Origin of the sequence: Streptococcus sp. 27098_8_23 (genome assembly GCF_041432195.1) — a bacterium.
Classification (GTDB): domain Bacteria; phylum Bacillota; class Bacilli; order Lactobacillales; family Streptococcaceae; genus Streptococcus.
The window spans coordinates 261841-287821 of record NZ_JAPVZF010000001.1 but is presented as its reverse complement, the minus strand read 5'-3'; the positions used below and the strand labels follow the sequence as shown (position 1 = coordinate 287821).

The 25981-nt window shown below is 42.7% G+C and carries 32 protein-coding genes, 1 pseudogene and 2 other annotated features; of the genes and pseudogenes, 4 read left to right on the top strand and 29 right to left on the bottom strand.

Annotated elements, in window-relative coordinates; all coding sequences use genetic code 11:
* Positions 1 to 2: 2 nt before the first annotated feature.
* The 8 genes from O3652_RS01440 to O3652_RS01405 form a co-directional block, all read right to left on the bottom strand.
* The gene (locus O3652_RS01440) at positions 3 to 434 is read right to left on the bottom strand and encodes a hypothetical protein (protein ID WP_125413244.1); all 432 of its coding nucleotides are present in this window, start codon (positions 432 to 434) and stop codon (positions 3 to 5) included.
* A gap of 166 nt (positions 435 to 600) precedes the next feature.
* Positions 601 to 1029 carry a deaminase gene (locus tag O3652_RS01435; RefSeq protein WP_125413259.1) on the bottom strand — a complete coding sequence of 143 codons (429 nt, stop codon included), beginning with the start codon at positions 1027 to 1029 and terminating at the stop codon, positions 601 to 603.
* A gap of 105 nt (positions 1030 to 1134) precedes the next feature.
* Entirely contained in the window at positions 1135 to 1494 is a 360-nt protein-coding gene (rplT, locus tag O3652_RS01430; RefSeq protein ID WP_000124830.1) for a 50S ribosomal protein L20, read from the bottom strand.
* 51 nt (positions 1495 to 1545) lie between these two features.
* Entirely contained in the window at positions 1546 to 1746 is a 201-nt protein-coding gene (rpmI, locus tag O3652_RS01425; protein WP_001125942.1) for a 50S ribosomal protein L35, read from the bottom strand.
* A 32-nt stretch (positions 1747 to 1778) separates the two neighbouring features.
* Positions 1779 to 2309: a translation initiation factor IF-3 gene (gene infC / locus O3652_RS01420; RefSeq protein ID WP_000848184.1), complete on the bottom strand. Its 531-nt coding sequence runs from the start codon at positions 2307 to 2309 to the stop codon at positions 1779 to 1781.
* A 15-nt stretch (positions 2310 to 2324) separates the two neighbouring features.
* Positions 2325 to 2456, bottom strand: a sequence feature (ribosomal protein L20 leader region).
* Between the two features lie 63 nt (positions 2457 to 2519).
* On the bottom strand, positions 2520 to 4769 hold the full coding sequence (locus O3652_RS01415; RefSeq protein WP_125413245.1) for a DNA internalization-related competence protein ComEC/Rec2: 2250 nt from the start codon (positions 4767 to 4769) through the stop codon (positions 2520 to 2522).
* Complete coding sequence (locus O3652_RS01410; RefSeq protein ID WP_125413246.1) at positions 4753 to 5403, bottom strand: helix-hairpin-helix domain-containing protein; 651 nt, start codon at positions 5401 to 5403, stop codon at positions 4753 to 4755. Before O3652_RS01410 ends, O3652_RS01415 begins: the two co-directional genes overlap by 17 nt.
* Positions 5404 to 5468: 65 nt before the next feature.
* Positions 5469 to 6038 (bottom strand): GNAT family N-acetyltransferase, encoded by a 570-nt coding sequence (locus O3652_RS01405; RefSeq protein WP_125413247.1) that lies wholly within the window; start codon positions 6036 to 6038, stop codon positions 5469 to 5471.
* 176 nt (positions 6039 to 6214) lie between these two features.
* Between O3652_RS01405 and ald the strand changes: the two genes are divergently transcribed.
* Positions 6215 to 7327 (top strand): alanine dehydrogenase, encoded by a 1113-nt coding sequence (gene ald, locus O3652_RS01400; RefSeq protein WP_125413249.1) that lies wholly within the window; start codon positions 6215 to 6217, stop codon positions 7325 to 7327.
* A 49-nt stretch (positions 7328 to 7376) separates the two neighbouring features.
* On the opposite strand, the gene O3652_RS01395 is transcribed toward ald, so the two are convergent.
* The 17 genes from O3652_RS01395 to O3652_RS01315 all read right to left on the bottom strand — a co-directional run bounded on the left by O3652_RS01395 (position 7377) and on the right by O3652_RS01315 (position 21666).
* Complete coding sequence (locus O3652_RS01395; RefSeq protein ID WP_049518523.1) at positions 7377 to 8363, bottom strand: PhoH family protein; 987 nt, start codon at positions 8361 to 8363, stop codon at positions 7377 to 7379.
* 80 nt (positions 8364 to 8443) lie between these two features.
* Entirely contained in the window at positions 8444 to 8659 is a 216-nt protein-coding gene (locus O3652_RS01390) for a YozE family protein (RefSeq protein ID WP_001232084.1), read from the bottom strand.
* Between the two features lie 23 nt (positions 8660 to 8682).
* Positions 8683 to 9261, bottom strand: coding sequence for a GrpB family protein (locus O3652_RS01385; protein WP_125413250.1), 579 nt, complete (start codon positions 9259 to 9261; stop codon positions 8683 to 8685).
* A 12-nt stretch (positions 9262 to 9273) separates the two neighbouring features.
* On the bottom strand, positions 9274 to 10128 hold the full coding sequence (gene cvfB / locus O3652_RS01380; RefSeq protein ID WP_001095457.1) for an RNA-binding virulence regulatory protein CvfB: 855 nt from the start codon (positions 10126 to 10128) through the stop codon (positions 9274 to 9276).
* Between the two features lie 59 nt (positions 10129 to 10187).
* The gene (gene frr / locus O3652_RS01375; RefSeq protein WP_001262235.1) at positions 10188 to 10745 is read right to left on the bottom strand and encodes a ribosome recycling factor; all 558 of its coding nucleotides are present in this window, start codon (positions 10743 to 10745) and stop codon (positions 10188 to 10190) included.
* A 7-nt stretch (positions 10746 to 10752) separates the two neighbouring features.
* Positions 10753 to 11490 (bottom strand): UMP kinase, encoded by a 738-nt coding sequence (gene pyrH, locus O3652_RS01370; protein ID WP_000002996.1) that lies wholly within the window; start codon positions 11488 to 11490, stop codon positions 10753 to 10755.
* A gap of 83 nt (positions 11491 to 11573) precedes the next feature.
* A complete protein-coding gene (gene trmFO / locus O3652_RS01365) occupies positions 11574 to 12908 on the bottom strand; it encodes a methylenetetrahydrofolate--tRNA-(uracil(54)-C(5))-methyltransferase (FADH(2)-oxidizing) TrmFO (protein WP_084936747.1) in 1335 nt (444 codons plus the stop codon).
* 333 nt (positions 12909 to 13241) lie between these two features.
* The gene (gene rsmI, locus O3652_RS01360; protein ID WP_125413252.1) at positions 13242 to 14120 is read right to left on the bottom strand and encodes a 16S rRNA (cytidine(1402)-2'-O)-methyltransferase; all 879 of its coding nucleotides are present in this window, start codon (positions 14118 to 14120) and stop codon (positions 13242 to 13244) included.
* 2 nt (positions 14121 to 14122) lie between these two features.
* Entirely contained in the window at positions 14123 to 14440 is a 318-nt protein-coding gene (yabA, locus tag O3652_RS01355; RefSeq protein WP_000358229.1) for a DNA replication initiation control protein YabA, read from the bottom strand.
* Positions 14441 to 14479: 39 nt separating this feature from the next.
* Complete coding sequence (locus O3652_RS01350) at positions 14480 to 15370, bottom strand: DNA polymerase III subunit delta' (protein ID WP_084936744.1); 891 nt, start codon at positions 15368 to 15370, stop codon at positions 14480 to 14482.
* On the bottom strand, positions 15367 to 16005 hold the full coding sequence (gene tmk / locus O3652_RS01345) for a dTMP kinase (RefSeq protein ID WP_084936743.1): 639 nt from the start codon (positions 16003 to 16005) through the stop codon (positions 15367 to 15369). Before tmk ends, O3652_RS01350 begins: the two co-directional genes overlap by 4 nt.
* 120 nt (positions 16006 to 16125) lie before the next feature.
* Entirely contained in the window at positions 16126 to 16923 is a 798-nt protein-coding gene (proC, locus tag O3652_RS01340) for a pyrroline-5-carboxylate reductase (protein ID WP_084936741.1), read from the bottom strand.
* 3 nt (positions 16924 to 16926) lie between these two features.
* Positions 16927 to 18189: a glutamate-5-semialdehyde dehydrogenase gene (locus O3652_RS01335; protein WP_125413253.1), complete on the bottom strand. Its 1263-nt coding sequence runs from the start codon at positions 18187 to 18189 to the stop codon at positions 16927 to 16929.
* 10 nt (positions 18190 to 18199) lie between these two features.
* Entirely contained in the window at positions 18200 to 19309 is a 1110-nt protein-coding gene (proB, locus tag O3652_RS01330) for a glutamate 5-kinase (protein ID WP_221761889.1), read from the bottom strand.
* Between the two features lie 101 nt (positions 19310 to 19410).
* Positions 19411 to 20310 (bottom strand): RluA family pseudouridine synthase, encoded by a 900-nt coding sequence (locus O3652_RS01325; protein WP_070683228.1) that lies wholly within the window; start codon positions 20308 to 20310, stop codon positions 19411 to 19413.
* Positions 20294 to 20761 carry a signal peptidase II gene (gene lspA / locus O3652_RS01320; RefSeq protein ID WP_000745683.1) on the bottom strand — a complete coding sequence of 156 codons (468 nt, stop codon included), beginning with the start codon at positions 20759 to 20761 and terminating at the stop codon, positions 20294 to 20296. The genes O3652_RS01325 and lspA overlap by 17 nt, the downstream gene beginning before the upstream one ends.
* A complete protein-coding gene (locus O3652_RS01315; protein WP_001025724.1) occupies positions 20758 to 21666 on the bottom strand; it encodes a LysR family transcriptional regulator in 909 nt (302 codons plus the stop codon). The genes lspA and O3652_RS01315 overlap by 4 nt, the downstream gene beginning before the upstream one ends.
* Between O3652_RS01315 and O3652_RS01310 the strand changes: the two are divergent.
* Positions 21659 to 21730 (top strand): annotated as a pseudogene (locus O3652_RS01310) (AraC family transcriptional regulator); the annotation flags it as partial. The gene O3652_RS01315 and the pseudogene O3652_RS01310 overlap by 8 nt on opposite strands.
* A 164-nt stretch (positions 21731 to 21894) precedes the next feature.
* Here O3652_RS01310 and rpmA read toward each other — a convergent pair.
* The 4 genes from rpmA to O3652_RS01290 form a co-directional block, all read right to left on the bottom strand.
* Positions 21895 to 22188, bottom strand: a complete 294-nt coding sequence (gene rpmA, locus O3652_RS01305; RefSeq protein ID WP_000916509.1) for a 50S ribosomal protein L27 — start codon at positions 22186 to 22188, stop codon at positions 21895 to 21897.
* Between the two features lie 16 nt (positions 22189 to 22204).
* Positions 22205 to 22549 (bottom strand): ribosomal-processing cysteine protease Prp, encoded by a 345-nt coding sequence (locus O3652_RS01300; RefSeq protein ID WP_000613704.1) that lies wholly within the window; start codon positions 22547 to 22549, stop codon positions 22205 to 22207.
* Between the two features lie 15 nt (positions 22550 to 22564).
* A complete protein-coding gene (gene rplU, locus O3652_RS01295; protein ID WP_000109141.1) occupies positions 22565 to 22879 on the bottom strand; it encodes a 50S ribosomal protein L21 in 315 nt (104 codons plus the stop codon).
* 34 nt (positions 22880 to 22913) lie between these two features.
* Positions 22914 to 23001: a sequence feature (ribosomal protein L21 leader region), on the bottom strand.
* 64 nt (positions 23002 to 23065) lie between these two features.
* Positions 23066 to 23752 carry a YoaK family protein gene (locus O3652_RS01290; protein WP_125413254.1) on the bottom strand — a complete coding sequence of 229 codons (687 nt, stop codon included), beginning with the start codon at positions 23750 to 23752 and terminating at the stop codon, positions 23066 to 23068.
* A gap of 155 nt (positions 23753 to 23907) precedes the next feature.
* On the opposite strand from O3652_RS01290, the gene O3652_RS01285 reads away from it, so the two are divergent.
* Entirely contained in the window at positions 23908 to 24885 is a 978-nt protein-coding gene (locus O3652_RS01285; protein ID WP_125413255.1) for a Gfo/Idh/MocA family protein, read from the top strand.
* Positions 24882 to 25964 carry a DEAD/DEAH box helicase gene (locus O3652_RS01280; RefSeq protein ID WP_070683231.1) on the top strand — a complete coding sequence of 361 codons (1083 nt, stop codon included), beginning with the start codon at positions 24882 to 24884 and terminating at the stop codon, positions 25962 to 25964. Before O3652_RS01285 ends, O3652_RS01280 begins: the two co-directional genes overlap by 4 nt.
* Positions 25965 to 25981 lie beyond the last annotated feature (17 nt).

Genomic DNA, 25981 nt, shown 5'->3' with positions numbered 1-25981 from the left:
CATCACTCTCCATTTTTAAATAATATAGTTCCAATAAATACCAGTATCGCTTCCACAAGCGGTGGTATATGATTAATCACCCAATCCGGATCACCCGCAGCAATAAATGAAAAAAAATAAATAGCTGCTGCGTTATAAAGAGTTGCTTTATTGCTATTCACCATTCCATTCCAAAGCAGGATAGTTGCTATCACAAAGCTAATAATATGGATTCCCAAAAAGTACAAAAAGCCACCAATCCACGATCCCATTGCAAACAGAGCAAATAAAAGTAAAACTATATAAGCAATGGCTAAGAACAAAGCAATAGAAAGGATTACAGAATTTCCGACTCTCTTTTCTGACTTCATTTCATCGTTCGGAAAAAGACTTTCATCTGAAACAAATGCCTCTTTTTCTTTGTCTACTTCAGGATTTTTTTGTTGATCTGTCATAACTCTCACCCAACCTTTATATTATTTTTCATGGTCTCTTTAAGTCAATTATACAAAATTTTACTACTATTTCTACGATATTCATGTGTTTCATTCATGATATTCTTGAAATAGAATGGAAATTTCCTTAAATAAAATCAGCCTCTGCAATAGCCTTTTTGACTTCTTAAATCGGCAGATGAACTAGTTCTACTTCTTTTTCTCGATAAAGATATTCAGCATATTCATCGATTTGATACTGATGTCTGTAAACGACTCGTTTACAGACAACTTGGAGTAACTGCTTGGTATAATTAAGACAAGGCAAATGCGTCACATAAGCTGTGAAGCCTTTGGGAATCCCTCTTTCAGCTCCCTGTAAAATAGCATTTACTTCCGCATGAATCGTCTGGACACAGTGTCCCTCGACCATGAGGCAACCATCCTCTAAACAATGATCTGTCCCAGAAACGGATCGATTATACCCGGTTGCGATGACCTTGTTATCCTTAACAAGAACAGCTCCCACATTAGCACGATTACAGGTCACCCGATTCGAAATCAATAAAGCCTGTGCTGCAAAATACTCATCCCATGCTAGTCGATTGTATATCACCTTTGTATCCTCCATTTCTCCTCATATTGGTTATGATTATTTTCATTATAGCATGAAATCAGCAAGAAAAAAAGACTGAGAAAATCTTCCCAGTCTTATGAATAATTATTTACCAAGTTTTGCTTTAGCTGCATCTGCAAGAGCTGTGAAAGCTGCTGCATCGTTAACAGCCAAGTCAGCAAGCATTTTACGGTTAACTTCGATTTCAGCCAATTTCAAACCATGCATCAATTGTGAGTATGAAAGTCCGTTCAAACGAGCTGCCGCATTGATACGAGTGATCCACAATTTACGGAAGTCACGTTTTTTCTGACGACGGTCACGGTATGCATAGTAGTAAGAGTTCATTACTTGTTCTTTTGCAGTACGGAACAAGATGTGTTTAGCTCCATAGTAACCTTTTGCTAATTTAAGAATACGTTTACGACGTTTGCGTGATACAACGCCACCTTTAACACGTGCCATGTTTTATTTCCTCCAAATATTTCCTAGAATTGTTTACTTACTGTTAGGCTATTATTTCAAGCGAGTAAGCATTGCTTTGATACGTTTGAAATCTCCTGAATGCACCATAGATGCTTTACGAAGATGACGACGTTGTTTCTTAGTTTTTCCGTGGAAACGGTGAGAAGTGTAAGCACGGAAACGTTTAAGTCCACCAGAACCTGTACGTTTGAAACGTTTAGCTGATGCGCGGTGTGTTTTTTGTTTTGGCATGATTTTTTCTCCTTTATTTAACTTTCTGACAATTATTTTTTGTCAGTTGCTGGCGCCAACTGCATGAACATTTGGCGTCCATCCATCTTAGCTCGTTGTTCGATGATTGCAATATCTTGTGTTGCTTCAGCAAACTCGGCTAAAACTTTTGCACCAATCTCTTTATGGGTGATCATACGCCCTTTAAAGCGAATGGATACCTTAACTTTATTTCCTTTTTCAAGGAACTTGCGTGCATTGCGAAGTTTTGTGTCAAAGTCACCCTTGTCAATAGTTGGACTCAGACGAACTTCTTTCACAGTAACAACACTTTGTTTTTTACGTTGTTCTTTTTGCTTTTTCTGATACTCAAATTTGAACTTACCGTAGTCCATAATTTTAGCAACAGGCGGTTTTGCTTGAGGTTGAATCAATACTAAGTCAACATTTGCGCTATCAGCCAATGCTTGCGCTTCGCTGAGTGGCTTGATGCCTAGCTGTTCTCCCTCAAGACCGATCAAGCGAACTTCACGTACACGAATTTCATCATTGATGAATAAGTCTTGCTTTGCTATGGTTTTCACCTCTTTTTTATTATTAGAGAAAAACAATAGCGGACTCGTAATAATACAAGCCCGCACGTTATGATAGCGTTTCTTAGAAACTTTTCATCCGTAGGGCCAGGCAACTTGATGTCACAAGGCGAGAAGCTCTCACTTCTGCTTTTCTCAACTTTTATATGATACCAAGTTTTCTATCCCTTGTCAAGATAAAAAGTCAATTTTTTAAAAACTTTATCTATTTCCTCGCACCGTTTCAATTCGCCAACTATTCCATCCTTTAAAGCGGATAGCCCCTTGCTGGTCAGTTCGGTAAATCTTACTCTTGATACTTTCCATTCGTGTCAAGGTTTCCTGATGGGGAAGTTTCGTACGATTGCTCTTTCCAACTGAAATGAGAGTGAACTCAGGTTTGAGCTGTTCTAGGAAAGCTGAATTGGATGATGTTTTAGCACCATGTTGGCCTGCTTTCAGGACATCCACCTCTAAGTCAGGGTATTGCTTTAGAAGATCCTTCTCTCCCTTCTCTTTCAAATTTCCTGTGAAGAGAAAGTGCTTATCCAAGAGTTTTCCATAAAGAACCAGATAATCATCACGATTCCCATCTCCAATCTGCCTTGGAGATAGGACTTCTAAGTGACTGCCAAAAATCGGCAAGTTCTCCCCAGCTGCCACACTACGTACCTTGTTTTGACTTGCTTCTAGTTCTGCCACAAATTCCTTCTGTGTCAGACTTCCTTTTGATACTAAAATCTCCCCGACATGGAAAGCCTTGGTCACCTCCAGCAAATCGCCAACATGTTCCTTGTCTGTATTGGTCAAAATCAGCTGGTCAATCTTGTCTACTCCTCGACTTTTAAGATAGGGAATCAAGGTTCTCTGAGCATTGCTGGTCGTCGACTTTTCTTGCCAAGCCTCGATTTTCTTATCAGATTCTGCCTTACCACCTACATCTATGAGAATAGTTTTCCCAGTCACATCCCGTAGGAAAATACTTTCTCCTTGCCCCACATCCAGCATGGTGATTTCATTTTCCAGTGGATGCTTGGTCAAGAAAAAGAGCCCCACAATAAAAAGACTGACTCCTGCTAGTCTTTTTATGTTTTTCCTCATGTCATAGACCAAGGCTAATGAAACTAACAGTATAATCAAAAGCCATGCGTTGGGTTGACCAAGGACCGGGGGCCTACTTGCCAGCTGCGATACCAAGAGAATGATGTTCTCCAACCACTCAAAAACAAAGTTAAACTGAGTGACTGGGGAAACAAAAGACAGAATGAATAAGATGGACAAAAGAGGCAAGAATACCACATCAAACAGAAAGGAAAATACAAAGGTCAAAAGGATAGACCAAGGCTGAAATTCTGCAAAATAGAAGGATAGAATAGGCAATATTCCCAAGGAAGTAACCAGACTTTCTCTGGTAACTGCCTTGAGTCCCTCCCCTTCTTTGCTAGTCATAGTCAAGATAAAAGCATAAGCGCAGGACAAGACCCCTCCAGCTGTCAAGAAAAAGTTGGGCATGACGATAAAGAGAACAAGAACCGTTAAGGCAAAATTATCCAATCCCTTAATCCCATGCTGAGCCAGTAACTTTTGCAAGAGACTGCGAATGACCGAAGCTGAAAATCCTGTCAGACCTGCATAGATAAGAGAAAAGGGATAGGTCAGCCACTTCAACTTTTCTTGGGTCAAACCCAATCGCAAGAGAAGTTTCTTAAAGGCATCCATAAAGAAGCCCACCTGCATACCTGATAAAGCAAAGAGATGGATAATTCCTAGACTGGAATAAAGCTCATTCATTTCCTCAAAGTCCGTATCTAGATGTCCCAGCAAGAGCCCTGTCATATAATTGCGCATAGGATCTGGAAAGCGCTTCTTGATCCAAACTACAGCCTTCCGACGTAAACCAGACAGATTTTCTCCTATATCCCAACTTCTAACCTGTTTAAGTGACTGGATACTCTTGATAGTCAAAGTTTGGTAAATTCCTTGAGTCTTTAGATAGGCTTGATAGTCAAATCCACCAAAATTCCTCTGACCTTCAGGCTCAGAGACTTTCCCTTCTAGCTCTATCTCGTGAAGGTCTGTTAAGGCCTGAAAGAGCTCTTTCTCTTCCTCGGACTGGAGTTTATAGTAAACTTGTAAGGTGCGGCCGTCAGCCTTGCCCCGAAAGGACAGACTATCGCCATTGACTTTGATAGTATCTGGTAAAATCCGTACCCTTTCAACAGAATCCACTAGGTTTTGACTAGCTTGACTTTGTTGCCAGTTTTGAAACAGAAACCAAATTCCAAAAACTCCACAAATCGCTAGAACTTTACTAGCCGATTTCCAAGGAAATTGGAAAAAGAGGCAGACAAGCAAAAAAACAAAAACTAGCAATGCGAGATAGGACACTCCAAAAATGGCATAGTAAAGCCAGAGTAACAGAAAACTCAGATAGATTAGAGGGATAGGGAAGTTCTTAATCCACTGTGACATAGTCTTTTAGCTTTTCTATGGTCTTAGCGCCAATACCAGAGACCTTCTTTAATTCATCAACCGACTTGAACTTGCCATTTGCCTCACGATGATCGATAATATCCTGGGCTCGTTTTCCTCCCAAGCCTTTGACCTGCTTGAGTTCTTCCAGACTAGCTTTATTGAGGTTGACCTTCTTTTCTTTACTTGTCGAAGGAGTCGTTCCAGAGGCAGCCTGCTGACTAGCCGCTTCTTCTCCCTTAGTTGGAACATAGACAAGAGCCTCGTCACTGACTTTCTGAGCGAGATTGAGCGACTTGCTATCTGCCACCTCTGTCAAGCCACCTGCCTTCTGAACGGCATCATGAACCCGACTCCCTACTGGTAAATCATAAATCCCTGGCGATTTAACAGCACCTTTGACATCTACCGTGATTAGATCTTGTTCAGGAGATTCTTCCTTTTCTTCCTTCTTGATTTCCTTTTCAGATGATGAATCCTTTGAAACAGCTGCAACTTCAGCCTGCAAGTTTGTTTCTTTCACAGATGTTTGTGAAGTTGGCTTTAGTAGGAAAAATCCGCCCAAGGCCAAACCCAAACCAGCACAAATGACAATGATTTTATACTCTTTGATTTTCTCGATAATTGCTTCCATATTTTCTCCTCTCTTAAGTTATTCGTAAGAGAAAGAAAAAACAGCTGAAAAATCTTTTCAACTGCTTATTTATTTGCAAAATAATCTTCCTTAGTCAAGACATAATGAACCCTTGTGATCATTCGACCTGGTTCTTTATTATCCATTCTGGCATAGGGTTCTTCGTGGGAAAAACGCATACCTGATTTCTCCATGACCTTTCCTGATGCGGGATTGTCTTTATCGTGAAGCGCGGTCAACTTGTTCATTCCAATCTTCTCAAAAGCCAGTTCAATCACGGCACGATTGGCTTCTGTCGTCAATCCTTGATTCCAATATTTTTTATTGATAATGTAGCCAATGGCTGCCTTCTTAAGAACAGTATCGATCTTGTGCAAGTCAATGGTACCAATAAACTGACCATTGCTTTTTAGCTCGATCCCCCAGCGTCCCAAGGGACTAGCCAAGTAAAACTGAGCGATGTTGTTCTTGGTTTCTTCTAAGCTTTGATTTGTTGGAAAAGTGTAGCGTGTATTTTCTCTGTCTGAGGCATACTCAAACATAGCTTCTGCATCGTCCAAGGTTACAGGTCGGAGCAATAAACGCTCCGTTTCTATAGATGGATACTGGGCAAATTTCACAAATATTGATTCCATACTTTTTCCTCCATTAGAGCTTGATTCTCACTAGTCTAGCATAAATAAATTTGGATGACAAGTTTTTCTTGATTTTTGAAGCGGTTTCATATACAATAAAACCATCACATTTTTGATTTATGAACTGAAATGTGACAACTAAAACAATCCCGTCAATTGAAAGGTAGGTTATCTCTATGTTAATCGGAATCCCAAAAGAAATTAAAAATAACGAAAACCGCGTTGCCCTAACTCCTGCTGGCGTCCATAGTTTAGTCAGCCGTGGACATCGTGTCCTCATCGAAACAAATGCTGGTCTCGGTTCAGGATTTACTGATGCGGACTATCAAAATCAAGGAGCTGAGATTGTCGCTACTGCTGCTGAAGCCTGGGCTGCCGAGTTAGTCGTGAAAGTAAAAGAGCCACTAGCTTCTGAATATGGTTATCTGCGCGACGATCTTCTTCTCTTCACCTACTTGCACATGGCCGCTGCGCCAGAATTAGCAGAAGCTATGTTAGCAGCCAAAACAACAGGAATTGCCTATGAAACTGTTCGTGACAATCAAGGACAACTACCGCTCCTCGTTCCTATGAGTGAGGTTGCAGGTCGTATGGCTGTTCAAATCGGAGCTCACTTCCTTACTAAGCAAGCTGGTGGTTCTGGTGTCCTACTAGGTGGTGTACCAGGTGTTCCAAAAGGAAAAGTAACCATCATCGGTGGTGGTGTCGTCGGTACACATGCTGCCCGCATCGCCCTTGGGCTTGGTGCTCAAGTGACTATTTTAGATATCAGTGCTAAGCGTCTCTCAGCTCTAGAAGAAGTCTTTGGAAATCAAATTCAAACTCTTATGTCTAATTCATTTAACATCGAAGCAAGTGTGAGAGATGCTGATGTGGTGATTGGTGCGGTTCTCATCCCTGGTGCCAAAGCACCAAAATTGGTGACAGATGAGATGGTCAAACAAATGCGTCCAGGATCTGTCATCGTTGACGTTGCCGTTGACCAAGGTGGCGTTATCGAGACAGCTGACCGTGTGACAACGCACGATGAACCTGTCTATGAAAAATACGGTGTTCTCCACTATGCTGTTGCTAATATCCCTGGTGCGGTTGCCCGTACTTCAACCATCGCCCTAACCAATGTCACCCTTCCTTATATCGAAGCATTGGCTGGCAAAGGATTCGCACAAGCAATTGCTGAAGATGAGGGCTTGCGTCAAGGTGTGACCACTTATCAAGGTTACTTGACCAGCCCCCCAGTTGCTCAAGGTCTCGATAAAGAACACACGTCAATCGACGAACTTGTTTAAAGCTATACACTCATTAAAAAAAGCAGTTCAAATCTGAACTGCTTTTTTGCTATTCTGTTTCTTGGTTCTTTTCTTCAACCTTAACTGGAGCGGGTTCATAAGCTCGGATAATCTGAGCAACAACAGGATGGCGAACCACATCCTTAGCTGAAAAATGAACAAAGTCGATTTGGTGAATATTCTTGAGCTTTTCTTGGGCATCAATCAAACCGGACTTAACATTGCGTGGCAGGTCAATCTGACTGATATCTCCATTGACAATCATCTTAGAATTAAAGCCTAAACGAGTCAAGAACATCTTCATCTGCATGATGGTCGTATTTTGTGCTTCATCGAGAATGACAAAGGCATCATCCAAGGTCCGACCACGCATGTAGGCAAGGGGCGCTATTTCAATGATTTCACGCTCCATGAGACGAGTCGTCTGGTCTTTCCCGAGAATCTGATACAAGGCATCATAAACTGGTCGAAGATAAGGATCGACCTTCTCCTTGAGATCACCCGGAAGAAATCCTAGACTCTCACCTGCTTCCACTGCTGGACGAGTAAGGATAATCCGCTTGACTTGACCACGTTTAAGGGCTGTCACTGCCAAGGTCACTGCAAGAAAGGTCTTCCCTGTCCCTGCTGGTCCGATTCCAAAGGTCACATCATGCTGTTTGACACTGTCCACATAAAGCTTTTGACCCAAGGTTTTGACACGGATAGGCTTCCCAGTATTATCCTTGATGATTTCTTCCTCGTAAAGGGCGACAAACTTGTCGATTTCATCGTTTTTGACCATGCTAATCGCAGTCACCACATCTGGCGTGCCAACGGTCATCCCCCGATTCACCAAGACCATCAAAGCCTGGATAACCTGACGGGCTTCCTCACAGGCAGACTCTTCGCCCAAAACCTGTACAATCTCCGTACGGGCATGAATGACCACATCGAGCTCTTCTTCCATCAAACGAAGATGGCGCTCATTGGAACCAAAAAGATGGAACAAGTCATCTGGATGACTCAGTTGAATGTCTATTGAATGTTCCTTCAAATAAAGAACCTCTCTAATCCGTTTATTTCTTTATATTATAGCAAAGAGAACAATAAAATACTAGCCTCATCTCATTGTCTCTAGTGTTCTAAGTATTCTTGCCAGATGGCGTCAAAGTCACCTAGATTAAAAGAGAAACTGGCATGCTCCTCCAAAAAGCGACTCACCTCATCAAAATCATCCGTGTGTTTTGGAAAGGCCGACTCCTCAAAAGCGAGGTCTGCCAAGATGGCTTTAGGGCTATTACTTTTAGGATTGCGCTCGGTCATGAGCCAAGTGTAAAATGATTTTCTCAATTCTTTCTCCTATCAAGAGTTTTTTAATGACACTTTTCTGATTCTTGAAAATTACTGGACTTAGCCTCTGAAACGTAGTGGTTTATAAAATCCGTTTTCGCATCAGTATAGGCGTCTCGGTTGTGTTCAAATTTCTTCCACAAACTGAGTTTTAATTCCTGATACGCTTGGGCGATATCAGGATGCTGGCAGAGATAATCTCTAAAATAAATCTCGTTATGATCTCCTGTCATTCGCAAATGTAAATGAAAAACTTTCTCAGCAAATCCCTGCTCTGTATATCCTTTATTTAGCGAAATCCTGTTAGGACTCTCCGACATCACTAGCCAACCATTCTTCACCAATAAATCCCTAACTCTTGCTAAATCCTCTATTTTACCTACTTCTAACAGAATATCAACGATATTTTTGGCCCAAATATTAGGGATAGCAGTGCTACCGATATGTTCTATTCTTTTAATAACATTTGCACCCAATATTTTTTTCAGACTTGTTTTTTCCGATTCATACCAGTCTTTCCACTCTGACCTGTGCTCTACTAGAAAAATAGGAAAAAGTTGCCAGAGTTCCTCTAAACTCATTTCTTCAAGTTTCTTTATCATATCTAGTAAGGTCTAAATCAACTCTGTACCAAACTGGTCTTGCTTGATTTTGCCAGCCTTCATCAAGCCTCCAAGTGCTTTCTTGAACTGACCTTTAGAAATGCCAAAGGTTGCCTTGATATCCTCAGGGGATGACTTATCATTCAAGGTCATGAAACCGCCATTGCTTTCCAAGTAAGTCAAAATCATCTGGGCATCATTTTCCAACATTTCAAAGGAACGTGGTTTAAGAGAGAGGTTCAGAGTGCGGTCAACCTCGCGGAAACCAATGACACGCGCATCTAAAACTTGCCCCAAGCGGGGTTCTGCATAGCGCTCACTAGGATGGATAAAGCCAAGCATGTTATTTTCTGGCAGGTAAACAAAAGTTCCTGACAGCTTGAGGCGGTAAACGATAGCTGGCCAATTTTGGTTTTGCATGTTATTGTAGGCAGGACGAGCCAGACGTTGGAAGTCTTCCTGATACGCCAAAAGTCCCCAGATTCGGTCTTTCTTGTCCACTTCAAGACGGATGTAAAGTTTATCACCTTTCTTAGGCCAGAGTTCCTTGAGCTCAGGGAGGATATCGAGTGACACTACGATTTCCTTATCAGGTAGACCGGTATCAACAAAAACACCCAAATCCTTACGAACTTCTGTTACGGTTCCCCAGCCAAATTGGTCCTGAGTGGCAGTCACTTCTAGAGTAGTCAAACGGAGTTTTTGCTTCATATCCGTGTAGGCAAAACCTTTGACCGTATCCCCTACTGTATGTTGGCCTTCTTCCTTGGCAAGGGCGTAAGTCTGACCATCCTTTTGCACAAAGTAAAAACGGTCATTTTCATCGATGATGAGTCCAACGATAAAACTTGCAAGATTTGTATTCATATTTCCTTCTTTCGAATAAAACTCAGCCAGCAATGCCAACTGAGTTTTTCTGTTTATTTTTAGACTTCCAAGATTTCTTTTTCTTTATTGGCAGTCATGTCGTCGATGTGTTTCACAGCATCGTCTGTTACTTTTTGAATATCTTTTTCAAGAGTCTTCAATTCGTCTTCAGTGATTTCTTTTGCTTTTTCTTGTTTCTTAGCTTCATCCATAGCATCACGACGGATATTGCGAACAGCCACTTTAGCATTTTCACCGACCTTCTTCACTTCTTTGGCAAGGTCACGACGAGTTTCTTCTGTAAGAGCTGGGATAACCAAGCGAATCACAGAACCGTCATTAGCTGGTGTAATACCAAGGTCAGAAGCGTTCAAGGCACGTTCGATGTCTTTCAATGAAGACTTGTCAAATGGTGTTACCAACAAAACACGCGCTTCTGGAATAGTAATAGAAGCGATTTGGTTAAGAGGAGTTTCGACTCCATAGTATTCTACATGGATACGGTCTAGCAAGCTTGCGTTGGCACGACCGGCACGGATACCACCAAATTCACGAGCAAGTGATTGGTGAGACTGGGTCATTCTCTCTTTAGCTTTTTCTACAATTGCATTAGCCATAATTTTCTTATTCCTTTTCTTCGATATTGTTTGAAACTGTTGTTCCGATATTTTCACCAAATACGACACGTTTAATGTTTCCTGGTTGGTTCATGTTAAAGACAACCAAGTCAATGTCGTTGTCCATAGAGAGGGTTGAAGCTGTTGAGTCCATGATACGAAGACCTTTATTGATAACGTCACGGTGGGTCAATTCTTCAAACTTAACGGCTGTCTTGTCTTTCTTAGGATCAGCATTGTAAACACCGTCTACACCATTTTTAGCCATAAGAATGGCATCCGCTTCGATTTCAGCTGCACGAAGGGCTGCTGTTGTATCTGTTGAGAAGTAAGGTGAACCAATTCCGGCACCAAAGATAACAATACGGCCTTTTTCAAGATGACGAAGGGCACGTCCACGTACGTAAGGTTCTGCCACTTGTTGCATGGCAATAGCAGTTTGCACACGCGTATCGACACCAACTTGTTGCAATGAATCTGCCATTACAAGAGCATTCATCACGGTCCCAAGCATTCCAGTGTAATCTGCCTGAACACGGTCCATTCCTGCTTCAGCAGCAGGTTCTCCACGCCAGAGATTTCCTCCACCAATAACAAGGGCAATTTCGATACCTAAGCTATGAACTTCTTGAATCTCTTTTGCGATTGTTTGAACTGTTTGGATATCAATCCCTACGCCACGTTCACCGGCAAGGGCTTCACCTGATAACTTGATTAAAATACGTTTATACTTGGGGTTCGCCATTTTTACTCTCCTTTTTTTATCCTACCTATTTTATCACAATTTCTAAGATTTTTATAGTATCATGAGCAATTCTTTGAAAAAAATTAGACCGTTAAAAATTCCTCTAAGTCGGTAAGAGCACGCTCTGCAATTTTTTCATAACGAGCCTTCTTATCACGGATACGCTCGCCTTCCAATTCCTTGATAATCCCGAAATTGACGTTCATTGGTTGGAAATGTTTGCTATCAGCGTGAGTGATGTAATGAGCCAGACTTCCAATCGCTGTGGTCTCTGGGAAGATAGCTTCACTTTCACCCTTAAAGAGACGAGCTGCGTTAATACCTGCAACCAAGCCTGAAGCTGCTGACTCAACATAGCCTTCTACACCCGTCATTTGACCAGCAAAGAAAAGATTTGGTTGTTTCTTAGAACGGTAAGTCTGTTCAAGAAGATTTGGTGAATCCATATAAGAATTGCGGTGCATGACCCCATAACGAACAAACTCCGCATTTTCAAGACCTGGAATCATTTGGAAGACACGCTTTTGTTCTCCCCATTTGAGGTGGGTTTGGAAACCAACGATATTGTAGAGGCTACCAGCCGCATTGTCCTGACGAAGCTGGACAACTGCATACGGTGTTTTGAACTCCCCGTCACGAGGGCCTGTATAATCGTCTGGATACTCCAAACCGACTGGCTTCATCGGACCATAAAGCATGGTTTTAATGCCACGCTTGGCCATGACTTCGATAGGCATACAACCTTCAAAGTACTTTTCTTTTTCAAACGAATTGAGCGGTGCTTCTTCAGCATTGACCAAGGCTTCATGAAAATCCATAAATTCTTGCTTGGTCATTGGAGCATTGAGGTAGGCCGCCTCTCCCTTGTCATAACGAGACTTGAGATAGACCTTGCTCATATCGATGGTATTGACATCGATAATCGGCGCCGCCGCATCGTAGAAATAGAATCCATCCCCATCATTAAGGGCATGAATCTTTTCAGCTAAGGCATCACTAGTCAAAGGACCAGTAGCGACAACTGTAATTACATCAGTCGGCAATTCTGTAATTTCATCACGAACCACCTCAATCAAGGGGTGGTTGGCCACTTTCTCAGTCACCATTTGGGAGAAACCATCGCGGTCCACCGCAAGGGCTCCACCAGCAGGAACACGTGTAGCTTCAGCAGATTCCAAGATAACAGAACCCAAGCGACGCATTTCTTCCTTGAGGAGCCCAACAGCATTTGTCAGGGCATCCCCACGTAAGGAATTGGAACAAACCAACTCTGCAAAATTGTCTGTTTTGTGCTGGGGTGTAGGCTTTACACCACGCATTTCATAGAGTTTAACTGGAATACCACGTTCTGCGATTTGGTAAGCTGCTTCAGACCCTGCCAAGCCAGCACCGATAACATTGATATAAGATTGAGACACGACACTAATACCTCTTTGGGAGTGTGAAAACAAGCTTCACATTGAAAAAAACCAACCGAACTTACTCGCTTTCGAGTTGCTTAGCTCAGGCTGAAAAAGTCCTCAAGACTTTCCTCGCTCTCGAATTTCCTGGCTCAGGCTGAAAAAGTCCCCCGGACTTTCCTCGCTTTCGAATTTCTTGGCTCAGGCTGAAAAAGTCCCCCGGACTTTCCTCGCTTTCGAATTTCTTGGCTCAGGCTGAAAAAGTCCCCCGGACTTTTTCACTCCCACAAATCTTTCTAATTTTTCTTCTACTAGTATAACAAAAAAAGGGAAGAAGGCAAACTTCCCTGTTTAATCACTTTCTTGATTTTCTTCCCAGTCGTGGTAAGCAGCGTAGAGCTGGCTTTTATTCCACTGGTAGAGTTTTGCAACTTCCTTTATGGCTTGATTTTTCTTCATGCCTTGCTGGATACGAGATTGGATTTCTGAAAACAAGTCCTCCTCGTCCTTTTCTTCCACATCCTGACTGGCGCCTTCAACGATGAGAAGGCATTCACCCTTGAGTGGCGTTTCAGCAATACTTTCTAGTAGCTCTGAAATCTTTCCTCGTTGGTATTCTTCATAGATTTTGGTTAATTCTCTAACCAAGACCACCGAGCGGTCGCCGTAGACTGCTAGCATATTTTCCAATGTATCTGCCACACGATGGGGCGATTCGTAGAAAATCTGAGTTTCAGGATAATCTTTTTTTGAGTCGAAAAATTGCTTTTGTTGGCCTGATTTTCTCGGTAAGAAACCGTAAAAGATATGTGGTTGTGGAGCTAGCCCACTGGCAATCAAGGCCGAAATCCCTGCAGAGGCTCCTGGAACGGTGACAACTGCAATTTCTTCCTCAATAGCTGCCTTAACCAAATCATGACCAGGATCTGAGATACTAGGCAGACCTGCATCGGATACCTGAGCAATACTTTGCCCCGCCTTCAGGAAACCAATCAAGTCAGGAATTTTTTCCTTGGCATTGTGCTCATGAAAACTGATCTGCTTGGTCGGAATGTCAAAATGCTTGAGCAAAAGACCAGTATTGCGCGTGTCCTCAGCAGCAATCCAGTCCACCTCTTTCAAGGTCTGGATGGCACGAAAGGTCATGTCATCTAAATTGCCAATTGGCGTTGCCACTAGGTAAAGCTTGCCATAGGGAGACTGCCCCTTAAAACTTTTTTGAATCTGCATGCCTACTCCCTGTACAACAACTCGTCACAGAACATACATTCCTCGTCCTGCTCTCGGCGTTGGCCGTAAAAATCATTACATACGTGAAATCCGTCTTTATAGATTCGACGGACGCTTTCACGAACATGCTTAGCCTTGACGGGTGTATCTGCTTCTACCTCGCCCAAGCGTTCGCGCAACTTACTATTTTCCAAGCGAAGAGCTGTATTTTCCTCTACCAGGCTCTTGAGATTTTTCTTGATGGCTTCCACATCGGCCAAGGTCACCAGTAACTGTTGGGAAAAATCGTCTAGCGCATCAAATAATTCTTTCTTGTCCATAAACCAGCTCTTTCCTTTCTTTATCGTTCATTTTTTAGTTTATATTTCTTTCAAGACCAGATATTCCATGGCGTTTTGAAAGCTGACATTAGCCTGCCACATTTTTCTAGCTTCTAGTAAATCTTGAAAAATCTGTCGAATCCTTGCTTGCAATAGATCCTGTCCACAGAGGACTTCGAGGATTCGCAAGACCTGATCCTGCTTTTCCTTGTCATCTGCCAGACTAGCTAATTTAGCCACCTGCAAATAACTCTCTTTTTTCTTGGCTACTAACCAAGTCAGCAGGCGCTCACTTTCATCCACCAAGGTCCAAAAACTTGCTTGGTTTGCCAGTTTTTCTGCTTCAGCACGCGATTGACTAAACAGGGCTAAGAGAGTCGCTTTTTTCTTGACCAGACCTGCTTGTTCTAATTGATGGATGAGCTTTTCTTCTTGCTTTTTAAAGTGAAAAATCTGGGTCCGACTACGGATGGTCGGTAAAATTTTTTCCTCATCACTAGTTAAGAAGAAAATGTAAACTTCACTCTGGGGTTCTTCGATGACCTTGAGCAGAGAGTTAGCTGCGTTGGGATGCATTTTCTCCGCCTGCTCGATAATAAAAACCTGCTGCTGGCTTTCAATCCCTGTTTGGGAAAACTGGCCCACCAATTCCCGAATGCGTTCTGTCTTGATGACCTGATTGACTGGCTTAATCAAGGTAACATCGGGAAATTCTTCCTGCTCAATCAGCTTGCAGTTTCGGCATTTCTCGCATGGTAGAACACCTACTTTATCCCTACAAAAGAGGCTCTTAGCCAAAAACTGCGCCATTTCCAAGCTACCAAAGAAACCTGAAAAAAGATAGGCGTGATTGAGCTGGTTTTGTTCTAGAATACGGACAAAGCGGTCAAACTGTTCTGGTTGCCAATCCTTTAGTTGATCTTGTTTCATTTAGCCAATCCCATTCTCTCAAACAAGACTGCCTTGGTAGCTTCCACAACTTGCTCCAAGGGAAGACTGGCATCAATCTTGACAATGCGATTTCCTTCTTTGTCCAGAAGAGAAAGGTAACCTTGACGAACTTTTTTGTGCAAGTCCAAACCTTCCAAGTCCAAACGATTGACCTCCCGATCACTATTAGCAGCAATGCGAGCCAGTCCTTCTTCCACCTCAATGTCAAAATAAAGTGTCAAATCAGGTTTGAGGCCATCTGTCGCAAAGTGATTGAGCCAATCAATGGCATCAATATCCAAGCCACGACCAAATCCCTGATAAGCAAGGGAACTATCGATGAAACGGTCCATAATGACCAACTTGCCAGCTTCAAGTGCTGGAAGAACTTTTTCCACCAAGTGCTGTCTACGACTGGCGATATAGAGAAGGAGTTCCGTTTTAGGATCCATCTGAGTATGACTTGGATCTAAAATCACTTCCCGAATCTTCTCTCCAATCGAGACTCCACCTGGCTCACGGGTCGTCAGTACCTCTACTCCTTTTTCCTCTAAAATTGGGAGTAGAGCCTCTAAAACACTGGTCTTTCCTGCTCCCTCTGGTCCCTCAAGAGAGACTAAAAATCCTTTTGACATGTCTAACTCATTTCTTTTTTACTATCTTCTATTCTATCAAAAAAATAGATTTTTGTGACAATCTTTTTGCGTCTTCTCCATTCAATCGACCATAAAAGAGGCTGGGAGTCATCCAACCTCTTATTTACCTAGTTCTTGTGTTCGTTTATAGGCTTGCTGAACTGCGTCCATGACGGTGCCTCTAAAGGCATGTTCTTCCAGACTTGCTACACCAGCGATAGTCGAACCTCCTGGGCTGCAAACTTGGTCTTTCAAAACTCCAGGATGTTGCTGACTTTCGAGGACCATTTGTCCAGCGCCGACTACTGTTTGGGCTGCCATTTTCAAGGCCGTTTCTCTTGACAATCCTGTCTGAACACCTGCATCTGCCAAAGCTTCGATAAAGAGGTAGACAAAGGCAGGACCACAACCAGCAAGCCCTGTCGCAGCATCGATTAAGCCATCCCCCAGCTCAACCAAGAGGCCAGCCTTGGACAATAATTGACAAAAGAGTTCACCGTCCTCAGCAAGACAGTTTGCTGACATGGCATAACTAATCACTCCTTGGCCGATAGCCACTGGAGTATTGGGCATGATGCGAATGATTCGGTGGTGACTTGGAAGTAGTCTAGCCAGTTTTTCCAAGGTCAATCCAGCCGCCATGGAAATCAAAAGAAGACTCTCTCGTTTTTCAAGGATAGACTGGTATTGAGCAAGCAGTTCAGAAAACTGAGCAGGCTTAACTCCTAGAAAAATCACATCTGCTTCTACAAAAATTTCTTCATTGCTGGAAGCCTGACCGCCGAAGTTGGCAATGAAAGCATCTACTTTCGCTTGACTACGATTGGCAAGGAGAATCTGAGCACCCGCCTTACCCTGCAAAACAGCCTTAGCCAAGCTACCTCCCATATTTCCCAAACCGATAAATCCAATCTTCATCTCTTACTCCCTTATCTGTCCGTCACCAGTAACCACATACTTGTAGCTGGTCAACTCTTTCAAGCCCATAGGCCCACGCGCATGCAGTTTCTGAGTAGAAATCCCCATCTCACATCCAAGACCAAATTGCCCACCATCAGTGAAACGCGTTGAGGCATTGACATACACCGCTGCAGAGTCCACTTGATTTGTAAAGTAGGCTGCAGCTTCAGCATTTTCTGTCACAATGGCATCCGAATGATGGGTACTGTGAGCTTCAATATGCTCAACTGCTTCTTCTAAACTGCTCACAACCTTAACCGCTAGGATATAATCTAAAAACTCAGTGTCAAAGTCTTGGGCCTCAGCTGCTCGACCTGAAACAAACTGGCTTGCTTTCTCATCCAGGCGGAATTGAATTGGTTCCAGTCCAGCTTCTTTCCGACTTGTAACCAGCACTTTCTCCAAGCAAGGAAGGAAGCTTGCTGCCTTGTCTTCATGAACCAGCAAGACCTCCATGGCATTGCAGACAGAAGGACGGCTGGTTTTAGCATTGTTGATGATGGCTAGAGCCTTGTCTTCGTCTGCATCCTTATCGACATAAACATGAACAATTCCAGTTCCCGTCTCAATAACAGGCACGATAGCATTTTCAACCACGGCATTGATCAAGCCAGCGCCTCCACGGGGTATGAGAAGGTCTAGATAACCCTTGGCCTTCATCATGGCATAGCTACTTTCACGGCTAGTATCTTCCACCAGTTGAATCACCTCTGGATGGATGGTGGTCGTCTCCAAGCCCTTCTTCAAGGCTGTGACAATAGCATGAGCTGTTTGATAGGCATCCTTGCCACTACGAAGAACGACCGCATTTCCACTCTTGAGAGCCAAAGCAGCCGCATCAGACGTCACATTTGGACGACTTTCATAGATAATACCAATAACTCCCATGGCCACACGCTTCTTGGTAATAACCAAACCATTTTCAAGATGATTGGTTTCTAGGACCTCACCAATAGGATCTGGTAAAGCAACCACTTCACGAATCCCTCTTGCCATCGCTTCTATACGTCCCGCATCCAAATAAAGACGGTCTAGCATAACATCTGAGATTTTTCCCTTGGCCGCTTCCATATCGAGGGCATTGGCCGCTAAAATCTCCTCAGTAGCAGCCACTAAGTGATCAGCCATAGCTAGCAAGGCTTGGTTTTTCACTGCTTCACTAGCAGTATTGATTGATTTCTTAACAGCTTGTACCTGTTCAAATTGTTCTTGTGTCCTTACCATCTTTTCACCTCTAAAATTCTGTAAAGAGCAGCTGGATTTCAGGAGTGATGGAAATCCAGTCATCACGGTGAATCAAGACTCCCTTAGCTTTTTGAGAACGGAGCATGTCTTCTAGGGCTGAGACACCAAATTGGACACGTCCCTTTCCAAGAGATTGACCTGTTTCTTTATCTGCTACTGTTACAATATCGTTGTAAGAGAAGTTTCCTTCCACTTCTACCACACCCGATAAAAGGAGACTTTTCCCGTTTTTTGAAAGTGCCTCTGCAGCTCCACCATCTACCCAAATCGTTCCCTGACTTTGAGCATAGAAGGCCAGCCATTGTTTCTGGGTACGAAGTCCCTTCTCTTGTGCAACAAAGAAGGATCCATCCTTGGTCTCCTCTGCTGCTTCAATCAAGGCATCAGATTTCATGGAAGAGCAGATATAGACTGGCACCCCTGACTCCGTCGCAATAGTTGCAGCTTTGATTTTTGTCAGCATACCCCCAGTACCGTTTGACGAACCTGCCCCACCAGCCATATCAATAATCTCACGATTGATAGTCTCGATTTTCTCCAAACGTTTGGCTGTTGGATCTGAGTTGGGATTTCCAGTATAGAGACCGTCCACATCGGTCAAGAGAACTAAAAGGTCTGCTTGAACCATCGCCGCTACCTGGGCACTCAGAGTGTCATTGTCCCCGACCTTGAGCTCATCAATAACGACACTGTCATTCTCGTTGATGATGGGGATTGCACCACGATGAAGCAATACAGACAAGGCCTGATGGGCATTCTTATAGCGACGTTTATCTACAAAATCATCCTGTGTCAGCAAGATTTGTGCAGAAACGATCTGGCGCATGAGGAGGTTGGTTGTATATTCCTCCAACAAAAGTCCCTGACCAACTGCAGCCGAAGCTTGTTTATCTGCAATCTTGGTCGGACGTTTTTTAAAACCCAAAGCTCCAAATCCAGCGGCAACTGCCCCAGATGACACTAAAATCAACTCATGTCCAGCCTCATGCAGCATAGCCAATTGCTGGGTAATTGCCTTTACTTTACTTCTTGATAAACTCCCGTCTTCATTTGTCAAGGAGGAGGTCCCCACCTTAAAGACGATTCGTTTGTACTTCATATTCTCACTCCGATTCTTCATATTTATCCATTATAACATGAATACTTTAAAATAGAAAAGACTTGAAATGAAAAAGGTTGAGACAAGACATCTCAACTCTTTTATCTATTCTCAGTTTTACGCAATCTTTCCAGCGTTTCTTTAAAAATCTCTGGAATATCTGCTGTGAACTCCAAGGTTTCACCTGTTCTCGGATGAGTAAAACCTAGAGTCTTGGCATGGAGAAATTGTCCATGTCCTTTCAGCGTTTTTCGAGGACCATAGACTTCATCACCAGCGACAGGATGGCCAATATAAGCCATATGAACACGGATTTGGTGGGTACGTCCTGTTTCCAGTTGCAACTCCACTAAGCTATAATCTCCAAAGCGTTCCAAAACATGAAAACGTGTTACGGCAGGCTTCCCTTTAGCAGTCACTGCCTGTTTCTTACGATCTTTTTCACTACGACCAATCGGAGCTTCAATCACACCACGATCATTGGGAAGATTGCCATGAACAATCGCCCAGTATTTACGGAGAGACTTCTTGTCCTTGAGTTCTTGCGCGAGTGCTAAGTGGGCCTCGTCATTCTTCGCAATCATAAGGAGACCAGACGTGTCCTTGTCAATGCGGTGAACGATACCCGGTCGAAGAACACCATTGATACCTGACAAGTCCTTGATATGGTACATGAGGGAATTGACCAAGGTTCCGCTAGTATGACCAGCGCTGGGATGAACCACCATCCCTTGAGGTTTGTTAACAACGGCTACATCCTCATCTTGGTAGATAATCTCGAGTGGCAGATTCTCAGCCACATACTCTAAAACCTCTGGTTCTGGCACATGGTAGGTGACGATATCCCCCTCTTGGACAGTGTATTTGGCTTTCTTAGCTTGCCCATTAACCAAGACTTGTCCAGCCTTGATTTGTTCATTCGCGAGACTGCGTGACAATTCTGTCAGGTCCGACAGAGCCTTGTCTAGACGTTGCCCACCAGTTTCAATTTTTATTTCCATTTACTTCCTCTTTAAGCATTGCAATCAATAAAACAATGACACCAACTGTCAAATAACTGTCAGCAACATTGAAAATCGCAAAGTTGATAAAGTCTAGGTGAAACATATCCACCACAAAACCTTGACTCATTCTGTCGATAAAGTTGCCCAGACCTCCCGCTATTATCAAAGTCAGTCCAAAAACCAACCAGAGAGAATCCTCCATGTGTTTATGTAGATACCAAATGGCACCTACCATGACGACCAGTGTAATGACAGCAAATAACCACTGCTGATCTTGTAGCATGGAGAAGGCTGCTCCTCTATTTTGCAGATAGGTCAAGCTAACGAGATTTGGGATCCACGAACGCACTTCACCCAGTGGAATCTGCTGGACAACATAATTTTTGACCAACTGATCCAGCCCAATCAAAAGCAGTACAATGACTGCTACTATTCCTCTTTTTTTCATGATTTCCTCTTTTGATCAAAATATTCTTGCATGACTTCTACGAAAAGAGTCCCAGCTTGGCTAAGCTCCACTTCTTCCCGTTTGACATAGACCATGCGATTATCTAGATTATCCTTGAGACGAATGACTGTGATTCCATTGACACTGTCACTATCTAAAAATCCTGAACCTGTCGCATAGGCATCCGTTCGCTCCAAAATACCATTCAAAGTAGCACGGTCGGTCACATTAAACATCTGCGAGCTCGCGCTGGTGTCGACAAAGTTCTCTGAATAGTAAAGGTACTCATCCTTTTCCTGAGTAAAACGAACCGTTGGTAAATCCGCTAAATCCTCCATGACCAATTCCTCTTTCTGTGCTAAAGGATGCCCTTCACGAAGATAAATGTGAGTCTGGAAAGGAATTAGTTCAATAACTTCTAAACCAAGCTTTTCAACCCGTTGCATGATGCCCTTTCTATTTTGATTGTTGAGGTAGATAATCCCAATCTCACTATGTCCTTGGGCCACTTCGTCTAAGATTTGAACTGTAGTAGACTCAAAAATACGAAAGTTCTTGTAGTCAGGATAACGTTCCGAAAAGGCCGTAATGGTTGGTGGCAAGAAGTCATAGTGCTGGCTGGCAATGGAAAATTCATCCTTTTCTTCCTCAGGATTGGCATACTGATTCTGAAAAACATCAAATCCTTTGACCAATTCCTGCGCTTTCTCATAAAATTCCATACCACGACGGGTCAAAAAAGTCCCCGAACTCGTCCGACGGAAAATTTTAAAGCCTAACTCTTTTTCCAAATCGCGAACAGAAATAGATAGACTTGGCTGACTAACATACATCTTTTCAGCAGCTTCACGGAAAGTACCACTATTGGCAATGGCCACAACATAGCGTAATTGTTGAATGTTCATCTTTTACCCCCAACTTCTCTATCTGTTCATTATACCATATTTCAGAACTTTTCCACCTAGGAAAAATAATGTCGCTCATAAAATTCATCTACACTAGTAACAAAGAATTATGGGTATTAAAACAAAAAATAGGCTCTCCGAAAACTCGGAAAGCCTGATTTTATGCTACTTGTAGCTTCCTCGCCTTTTCATTTTAAGGCTCGGGATAAAAAGGTTCACTGAACCTTTTTATTTTGCGATTGGGTAAACAGAAACTTGTTTTTTATCGCGTCCTTTACGTTCAAAGCGTACTACGCCTTCAACTTTAGCGAACAAAGTATCGTCTCCACCACGTCCAACGTTTACACCTGGGTAGATGTGTGTACCACGTTGACGGTAAAGGATTGATCCACCTGTTACAGTTTGTCCGTCAGCTGCTTTAGCTCCAAGACGTTTCGCTTGTGAATCACGTCCGTTTGATGTAGAACCTCCACCTTTTTTGTGGGCGAAAAGTTGCAAGTTGTTAAGAGTCATTTTTAACATAATGTTTTCCTCCGTGTTAGTTTTCTGTGATAACTCTGGTTTGGACGAACTCAGAAGAGTTCTCCGATAAGTTTGCCATACCTAAGAAAAATGATTCGAAGAATAACTGGGTCATTTCTCTCTGGTGTGAAGGAAGATCCGCTGGTATATCAACCTTTAGATAGCCACCTTCATCTTCGTTTAATTCTAAGATTGGTTCATAGCCTGCAAATTTCTCAATGGAATTGACAAAGTTAATGGCAAGCGTAGAAACCGATGCACACACGACATCTAAGCCGTATTCGCCACTTTCGGCGTGTCCAGTAATTTCCGCACTCCTCAGCTCGCCATCTTCGGCTCTCTCAAAGACTGCTTGTATCATGTGTTCTCCTTAAAATTAAGCGTTGATCGCGTTGATGACAACTTTTGTATATGGTTGACGGTGACCTTGTTTACGGTGGCTACCTTTTTTAGGTTTGTACTTATAAGTAACAACTTTCTTTTGTTTTCCTTGTTTTTCAACAGTTCCAACTACAGTAGCTCCAGCAACAAGTGGAGTTCCGACAACAGTGTTTTCACCACCAACAAGAACAACTTCGTTAAAAGTAACTTCTTGACCAGCTTCAACGTTCAATTTTTCAACGTAAACTGCTTGACCAACTTCAACTTTAACTTGTTTTCCGCCAGTTTTGATAATTGCGTATGTGCTCATTATGCACCTCCTATGATTTTTAGGGTTTCCCCGTATTTTTGTGAAGACTCGCCTAGCATCGTGGGACGAACCACTTTATACTCACTATGTGAGCAACGATGTTCGTGCGGTTGCACAGGACTGTGCATAGTCAACTCTTCAAGTATAGCATATCTTCTTTTTTCTTACAAGAGAAATCAATCAAATTTAAGCTTTTTCTTTCCCTTTTTTTCTCCAAGAAGCAAAAAGCATACTGAAGTAAAAGATACTCATCATAAGAGGAACACCTAGAATTGTCTTCTCCTGATAATAAATCGTCAAATAAGCTGAAAAAACAACTCCGAAGACAAAACTGCTAAGCAAGCTAACAAAAATCAAGCCCTCTCGTAGGAAAGGCGTATGCTTGGTCCGGAAATAATCTCCAAAAGCCAACATGGTTCGTTTGATATTCCCTGTCATAAAAGCATTATTATAGGCAATACCTGACACTTCTCCAAAGGCAGTTGTTACCAGTCCCATACAAAAGGCCAAGGGCGGTACGAGATAGATATTATCAACCGTTTGCGGCACAAAGCCTATAATTAGGGACAGGACTGCAAGAGGAATCAAGGACAAAATCGGTTTTTTAACAATTCGAAGTTTTTCCTTATACAATGTCAGAAAAAAGACACCCATCATAAAGAAAAGCAAGGTCATTACTTTAGCACTGGCATCCGATACATTTTGTTGAATGAGTCCTACAGAAAGAAAAACCACATTCCCAGTTTGTCCAGCGACAAGGGTGTTTCCTCGCACGATAAAGGTATAGGCATCGACATATCCTGCACAAAAAGTCAAAAAAAGCGCTAGTCTCTTAGACTGACGTGATATTTTCCTTATTGGTAATAATCTCATTTTCTCCCCCTTCTCATTTCATCTACTTATCTAAATATTGTACCACTTTCTCCAAGAAATTCGTAGCCCAATTGAAAATTTTTACCATCTGTTGGATAGTCCTTCTTTTCTATGTTATAATGAAGGAAGGATTTGAAGTCGGAAAAGGAGTATTTATGCTTAAATTAGGTATCATCGGAACAGGGGCTATCAGCCATCATTTCATAGAAGCAGCCCATGCTAGCGGAGAATACCAGCTGGTTGCAGTCTATTCTAGAAAACTAGAAACTGCCTCAACCTTTGCTTCTCGCTATGAAAATATCCAACTCTTTGATCAATTAGAAGACTTCTTTAAGTCTTCCTTTGATGTGGTCTATATCGCCAGTCCAAACTCCTTGCATTTTGTTCAAGCCAAGGCTGCCTTGTCTGCTGGTAAGCACGTCATTCTTGAAAAGCCAGCTGTCACTCAGCCACATGAATGGTTAGATTTGAGACAGACAGCTGAGAAAAATAATTGTTTTATCTTTGAAGCAGCACGAAACTACCACGAGAAAGCTTTTACTACTATCAAGAATTTTTTGGCAGACAAGCAAATTTGGGGAGCAGATTTCAACTATGCCAAGTATTCTTCCAAGATGCCGGATTTGTTGGCAGGGCAGACGCCAAATGTCTTTTCAAACCGTTTTGCTGGTGGAGCCCTTATGGACTTGGGGATTTATCCCCTCTACGCTGCCATTCGCCTCTTTGGAAAGGCTCAGGACGCGACTTATCAGGCTCAACAGCTTGACAATAGCATTGACCTGAATGGAGACGGTATCCTCTTCTACCCTAACTTTCAAGTTCATATCAAAGCTGGGAAAAACATCACTTCCAATCTTCCTTGTGAGATTTACACAGCAGATGGAACTTTGACCCTCAACACGATTGAGCATGTCCGCTCAGCTATTTTTACCAACCACCAAGGAAATCAAGTTCAACTCCCTATCCAACAGGCTCCTCATACGATGACTGAGGAAATTGCTGCGTTTGCACACATGATTCAGCAACCAGACCAGACGATCTACCAGACTTGGCTGGATGATGCAAGCTCTGTTCATGAGCTACTATATACTATGCGCCAGACTGCTGGCATTAGATTTGAGGCAGAAAAATGAAAACCAAACTACCGACTGAATGGCAAGAACTGAGCGACCAACTCGGTTTCCAAGAATTTACCCCCATTCAAACTCAACTATTTGAGCCCATTCTTGCTGGAGAAAACCTCCTGGGAGTAAGCCCAACAGGAACTGGTAAGACCCTCGCTTACCTCTTGCCAAGTCTTCTCAGACTACAAAAGAAAAAAGCCCAACAACTCTTGATACTAGCACCAAATACAGAACTGGCTGGGCAGATTTTTGACGTGTGTAAAACGTGGGCAGAGGCTATCGGCTTGACTGCTCAGCTCTTCTTATCAGGTTCCAGTCAGAAACGCCAGATTGAACGCCTCAAAAAAGGACCAGAAATTCTGATTGGAACCCCTGGCCGTATCTTTGAGTTGATTAAATTGAAAAAAATCAAGATGATGAATGTGGAAACCATCATTCTAGATGAATTTGATCAATTACTTGATGATTCTCAGATACACTTTGTTGAGAAAATCACTCACTACGCACCTCGTGACCACCAACTCATCTATATGAGTGCGACGACCAAGTTTGATCAAGAGAAGATTGCACCAAACACACGTACCATTGATCTCTCTGATCAAAAACTGGACAACATTCAACATTTCTACATGCAGGTAGACCAACGTCACCGAGTAGACATGCTACGAAAATTGGCTCATGTAGAGGATTTTCGTGGTCTGGTCTTCTTTAACAGCTTGTCAGACCTTGGAAGTGCTGAGGAAAAATTACAGTATCGCGATATCTTGGCTGTTTCCCTCGCTAGCGATGTCAATGTCAAGTTTAGAAAAGTTATCTTGGAAAAGTTTAAGGACAAGCAGCTAACCTTTCTCCTTGCAACTGACCTTCTGGCTCGTGGAATTGATATCGATAGTCTAGAATGTGTCATAAATTTTGATATTCCTAGAGATATGGAAACCTACACTCACCGCGCTGGCCGTACAGGTCGCATGGGCAAAGAGGGCTATGTTATCACTCTCGTAACCCATCCTGAAGAACTTAAAAAACTCAAGAAGTTTGCAAGTGTACGTGAAATTGTCCTAAAAAACCAAGAACTCTATATCAAATAAGGTTGGCATTTGCCAAC

Bases quoted from the DNA above. Each gene is read 5' to 3' on its own strand.
- O3652_RS01440 (WP_125413244.1), bottom strand. From the start codon at position 434: ATGACAGATCAACAAAAAAATCCTGAAGTAGACAAAGAAAAAGAGGCA.
- rplT (WP_000124830.1), bottom strand. From the start codon at position 1,494: ATGGCACGTGTTAAAGGTGGCGTTGTATCACGCAAACGTCGTAAACGT.
- rpmI (WP_001125942.1), bottom strand. From the start codon at position 1,746: ATGCCAAAACAAAAAACACACCGCGCATCAGCTAAACGTTTCAAACGT.
- O3652_RS01415 (WP_125413245.1), bottom strand. From the start codon at position 4,769: ATGTCACAGTGGATTAAGAACTTCCCTATCCCTCTAATCTATCTGAGT.
- O3652_RS01410 (WP_125413246.1), bottom strand. From the start codon at position 5,403: ATGGAAGCAATTATCGAGAAAATCAAAGAGTATAAAATCATTGTCATT.
- O3652_RS01405 (WP_125413247.1), bottom strand. From the start codon at position 6,038: ATGGAATCAATATTTGTGAAATTTGCCCAGTATCCATCTATAGAAACG.
- ald (WP_125413249.1), top strand. From the start codon at position 6,215: ATGTTAATCGGAATCCCAAAAGAAATTAAAAATAACGAAAACCGCGTT.
- O3652_RS01385 (WP_125413250.1), bottom strand. From the start codon at position 9,261: ATGATAAAGAAACTTGAAGAAATGAGTTTAGAGGAACTCTGGCAACTT.
- cvfB (WP_001095457.1), bottom strand. From the start codon at position 10,128: ATGAATACAAATCTTGCAAGTTTTATCGTTGGACTCATCATCGATGAA.
- frr (WP_001262235.1), bottom strand. From the start codon at position 10,745: ATGGCTAATGCAATTGTAGAAAAAGCTAAAGAGAGAATGACCCAGTCT.
- pyrH (WP_000002996.1), bottom strand. From the start codon at position 11,490: ATGGCGAACCCCAAGTATAAACGTATTTTAATCAAGTTATCAGGTGAA.
- rsmI (WP_125413252.1), bottom strand. From the start codon at position 14,120: ATGCAGATTCAAAAAAGTTTTAAGGGGCAGTCTCCCTATGGCAAGCTT.
- yabA (WP_000358229.1), bottom strand. From the start codon at position 14,440: ATGGACAAGAAAGAATTATTTGATGCGCTAGACGATTTTTCCCAACAG.
- O3652_RS01350 (WP_084936744.1), bottom strand. From the start codon at position 15,370: ATGAAACAAGATCAACTAAAGGATTGGCAACCAGAACAGTTTGACCGC.
- tmk (WP_084936743.1), bottom strand. From the start codon at position 16,005: ATGTCAAAAGGATTTTTAGTCTCTCTTGAGGGACCAGAGGGAGCAGGA.
- proC (WP_084936741.1), bottom strand. From the start codon at position 16,923: ATGAAGATTGGATTTATCGGTTTGGGAAATATGGGAGGTAGCTTGGCT.
- O3652_RS01335 (WP_125413253.1), bottom strand. From the start codon at position 18,189: ATGGTAAGGACACAAGAACAATTTGAACAGGTACAAGCTGTTAAGAAA.
- proB (WP_221761889.1), bottom strand. From the start codon at position 19,309: ATGAAGTACAAACGAATCGTCTTTAAGGTGGGGACCTCCTCCTTGACA.
- O3652_RS01325 (WP_070683228.1), bottom strand. From the start codon at position 20,310: ATGGAAATAAAAATTGAAACTGGTGGGCAACGTCTAGACAAGGCTCTG.
- lspA (WP_000745683.1), bottom strand. From the start codon at position 20,761: ATGAAAAAAAGAGGAATAGTAGCAGTCATTGTACTGCTTTTGATTGGG.
- O3652_RS01315 (WP_001025724.1), bottom strand. From the start codon at position 21,666: ATGAACATTCAACAATTACGCTATGTTGTGGCCATTGCCAATAGTGGT.
- rpmA (WP_000916509.1), bottom strand. From the start codon at position 22,188: ATGTTAAAAATGACTCTTAACAACTTGCAACTTTTCGCCCACAAAAAA.
- O3652_RS01300 (WP_000613704.1), bottom strand. From the start codon at position 22,549: ATGATACAAGCAGTCTTTGAGAGAGCCGAAGATGGCGAGCTGAGGAGT.
- rplU (WP_000109141.1), bottom strand. From the start codon at position 22,879: ATGAGCACATACGCAATTATCAAAACTGGCGGAAAACAAGTTAAAGTT.
- O3652_RS01290 (WP_125413254.1), bottom strand. From the start codon at position 23,752: ATGAGATTATTACCAATAAGGAAAATATCACGTCAGTCTAAGAGACTA.
- O3652_RS01285 (WP_125413255.1), top strand. From the start codon at position 23,908: ATGCTTAAATTAGGTATCATCGGAACAGGGGCTATCAGCCATCATTTC.
- O3652_RS01280 (WP_070683231.1), top strand. From the start codon at position 24,882: ATGAAAACCAAACTACCGACTGAATGGCAAGAACTGAGCGACCAACTC.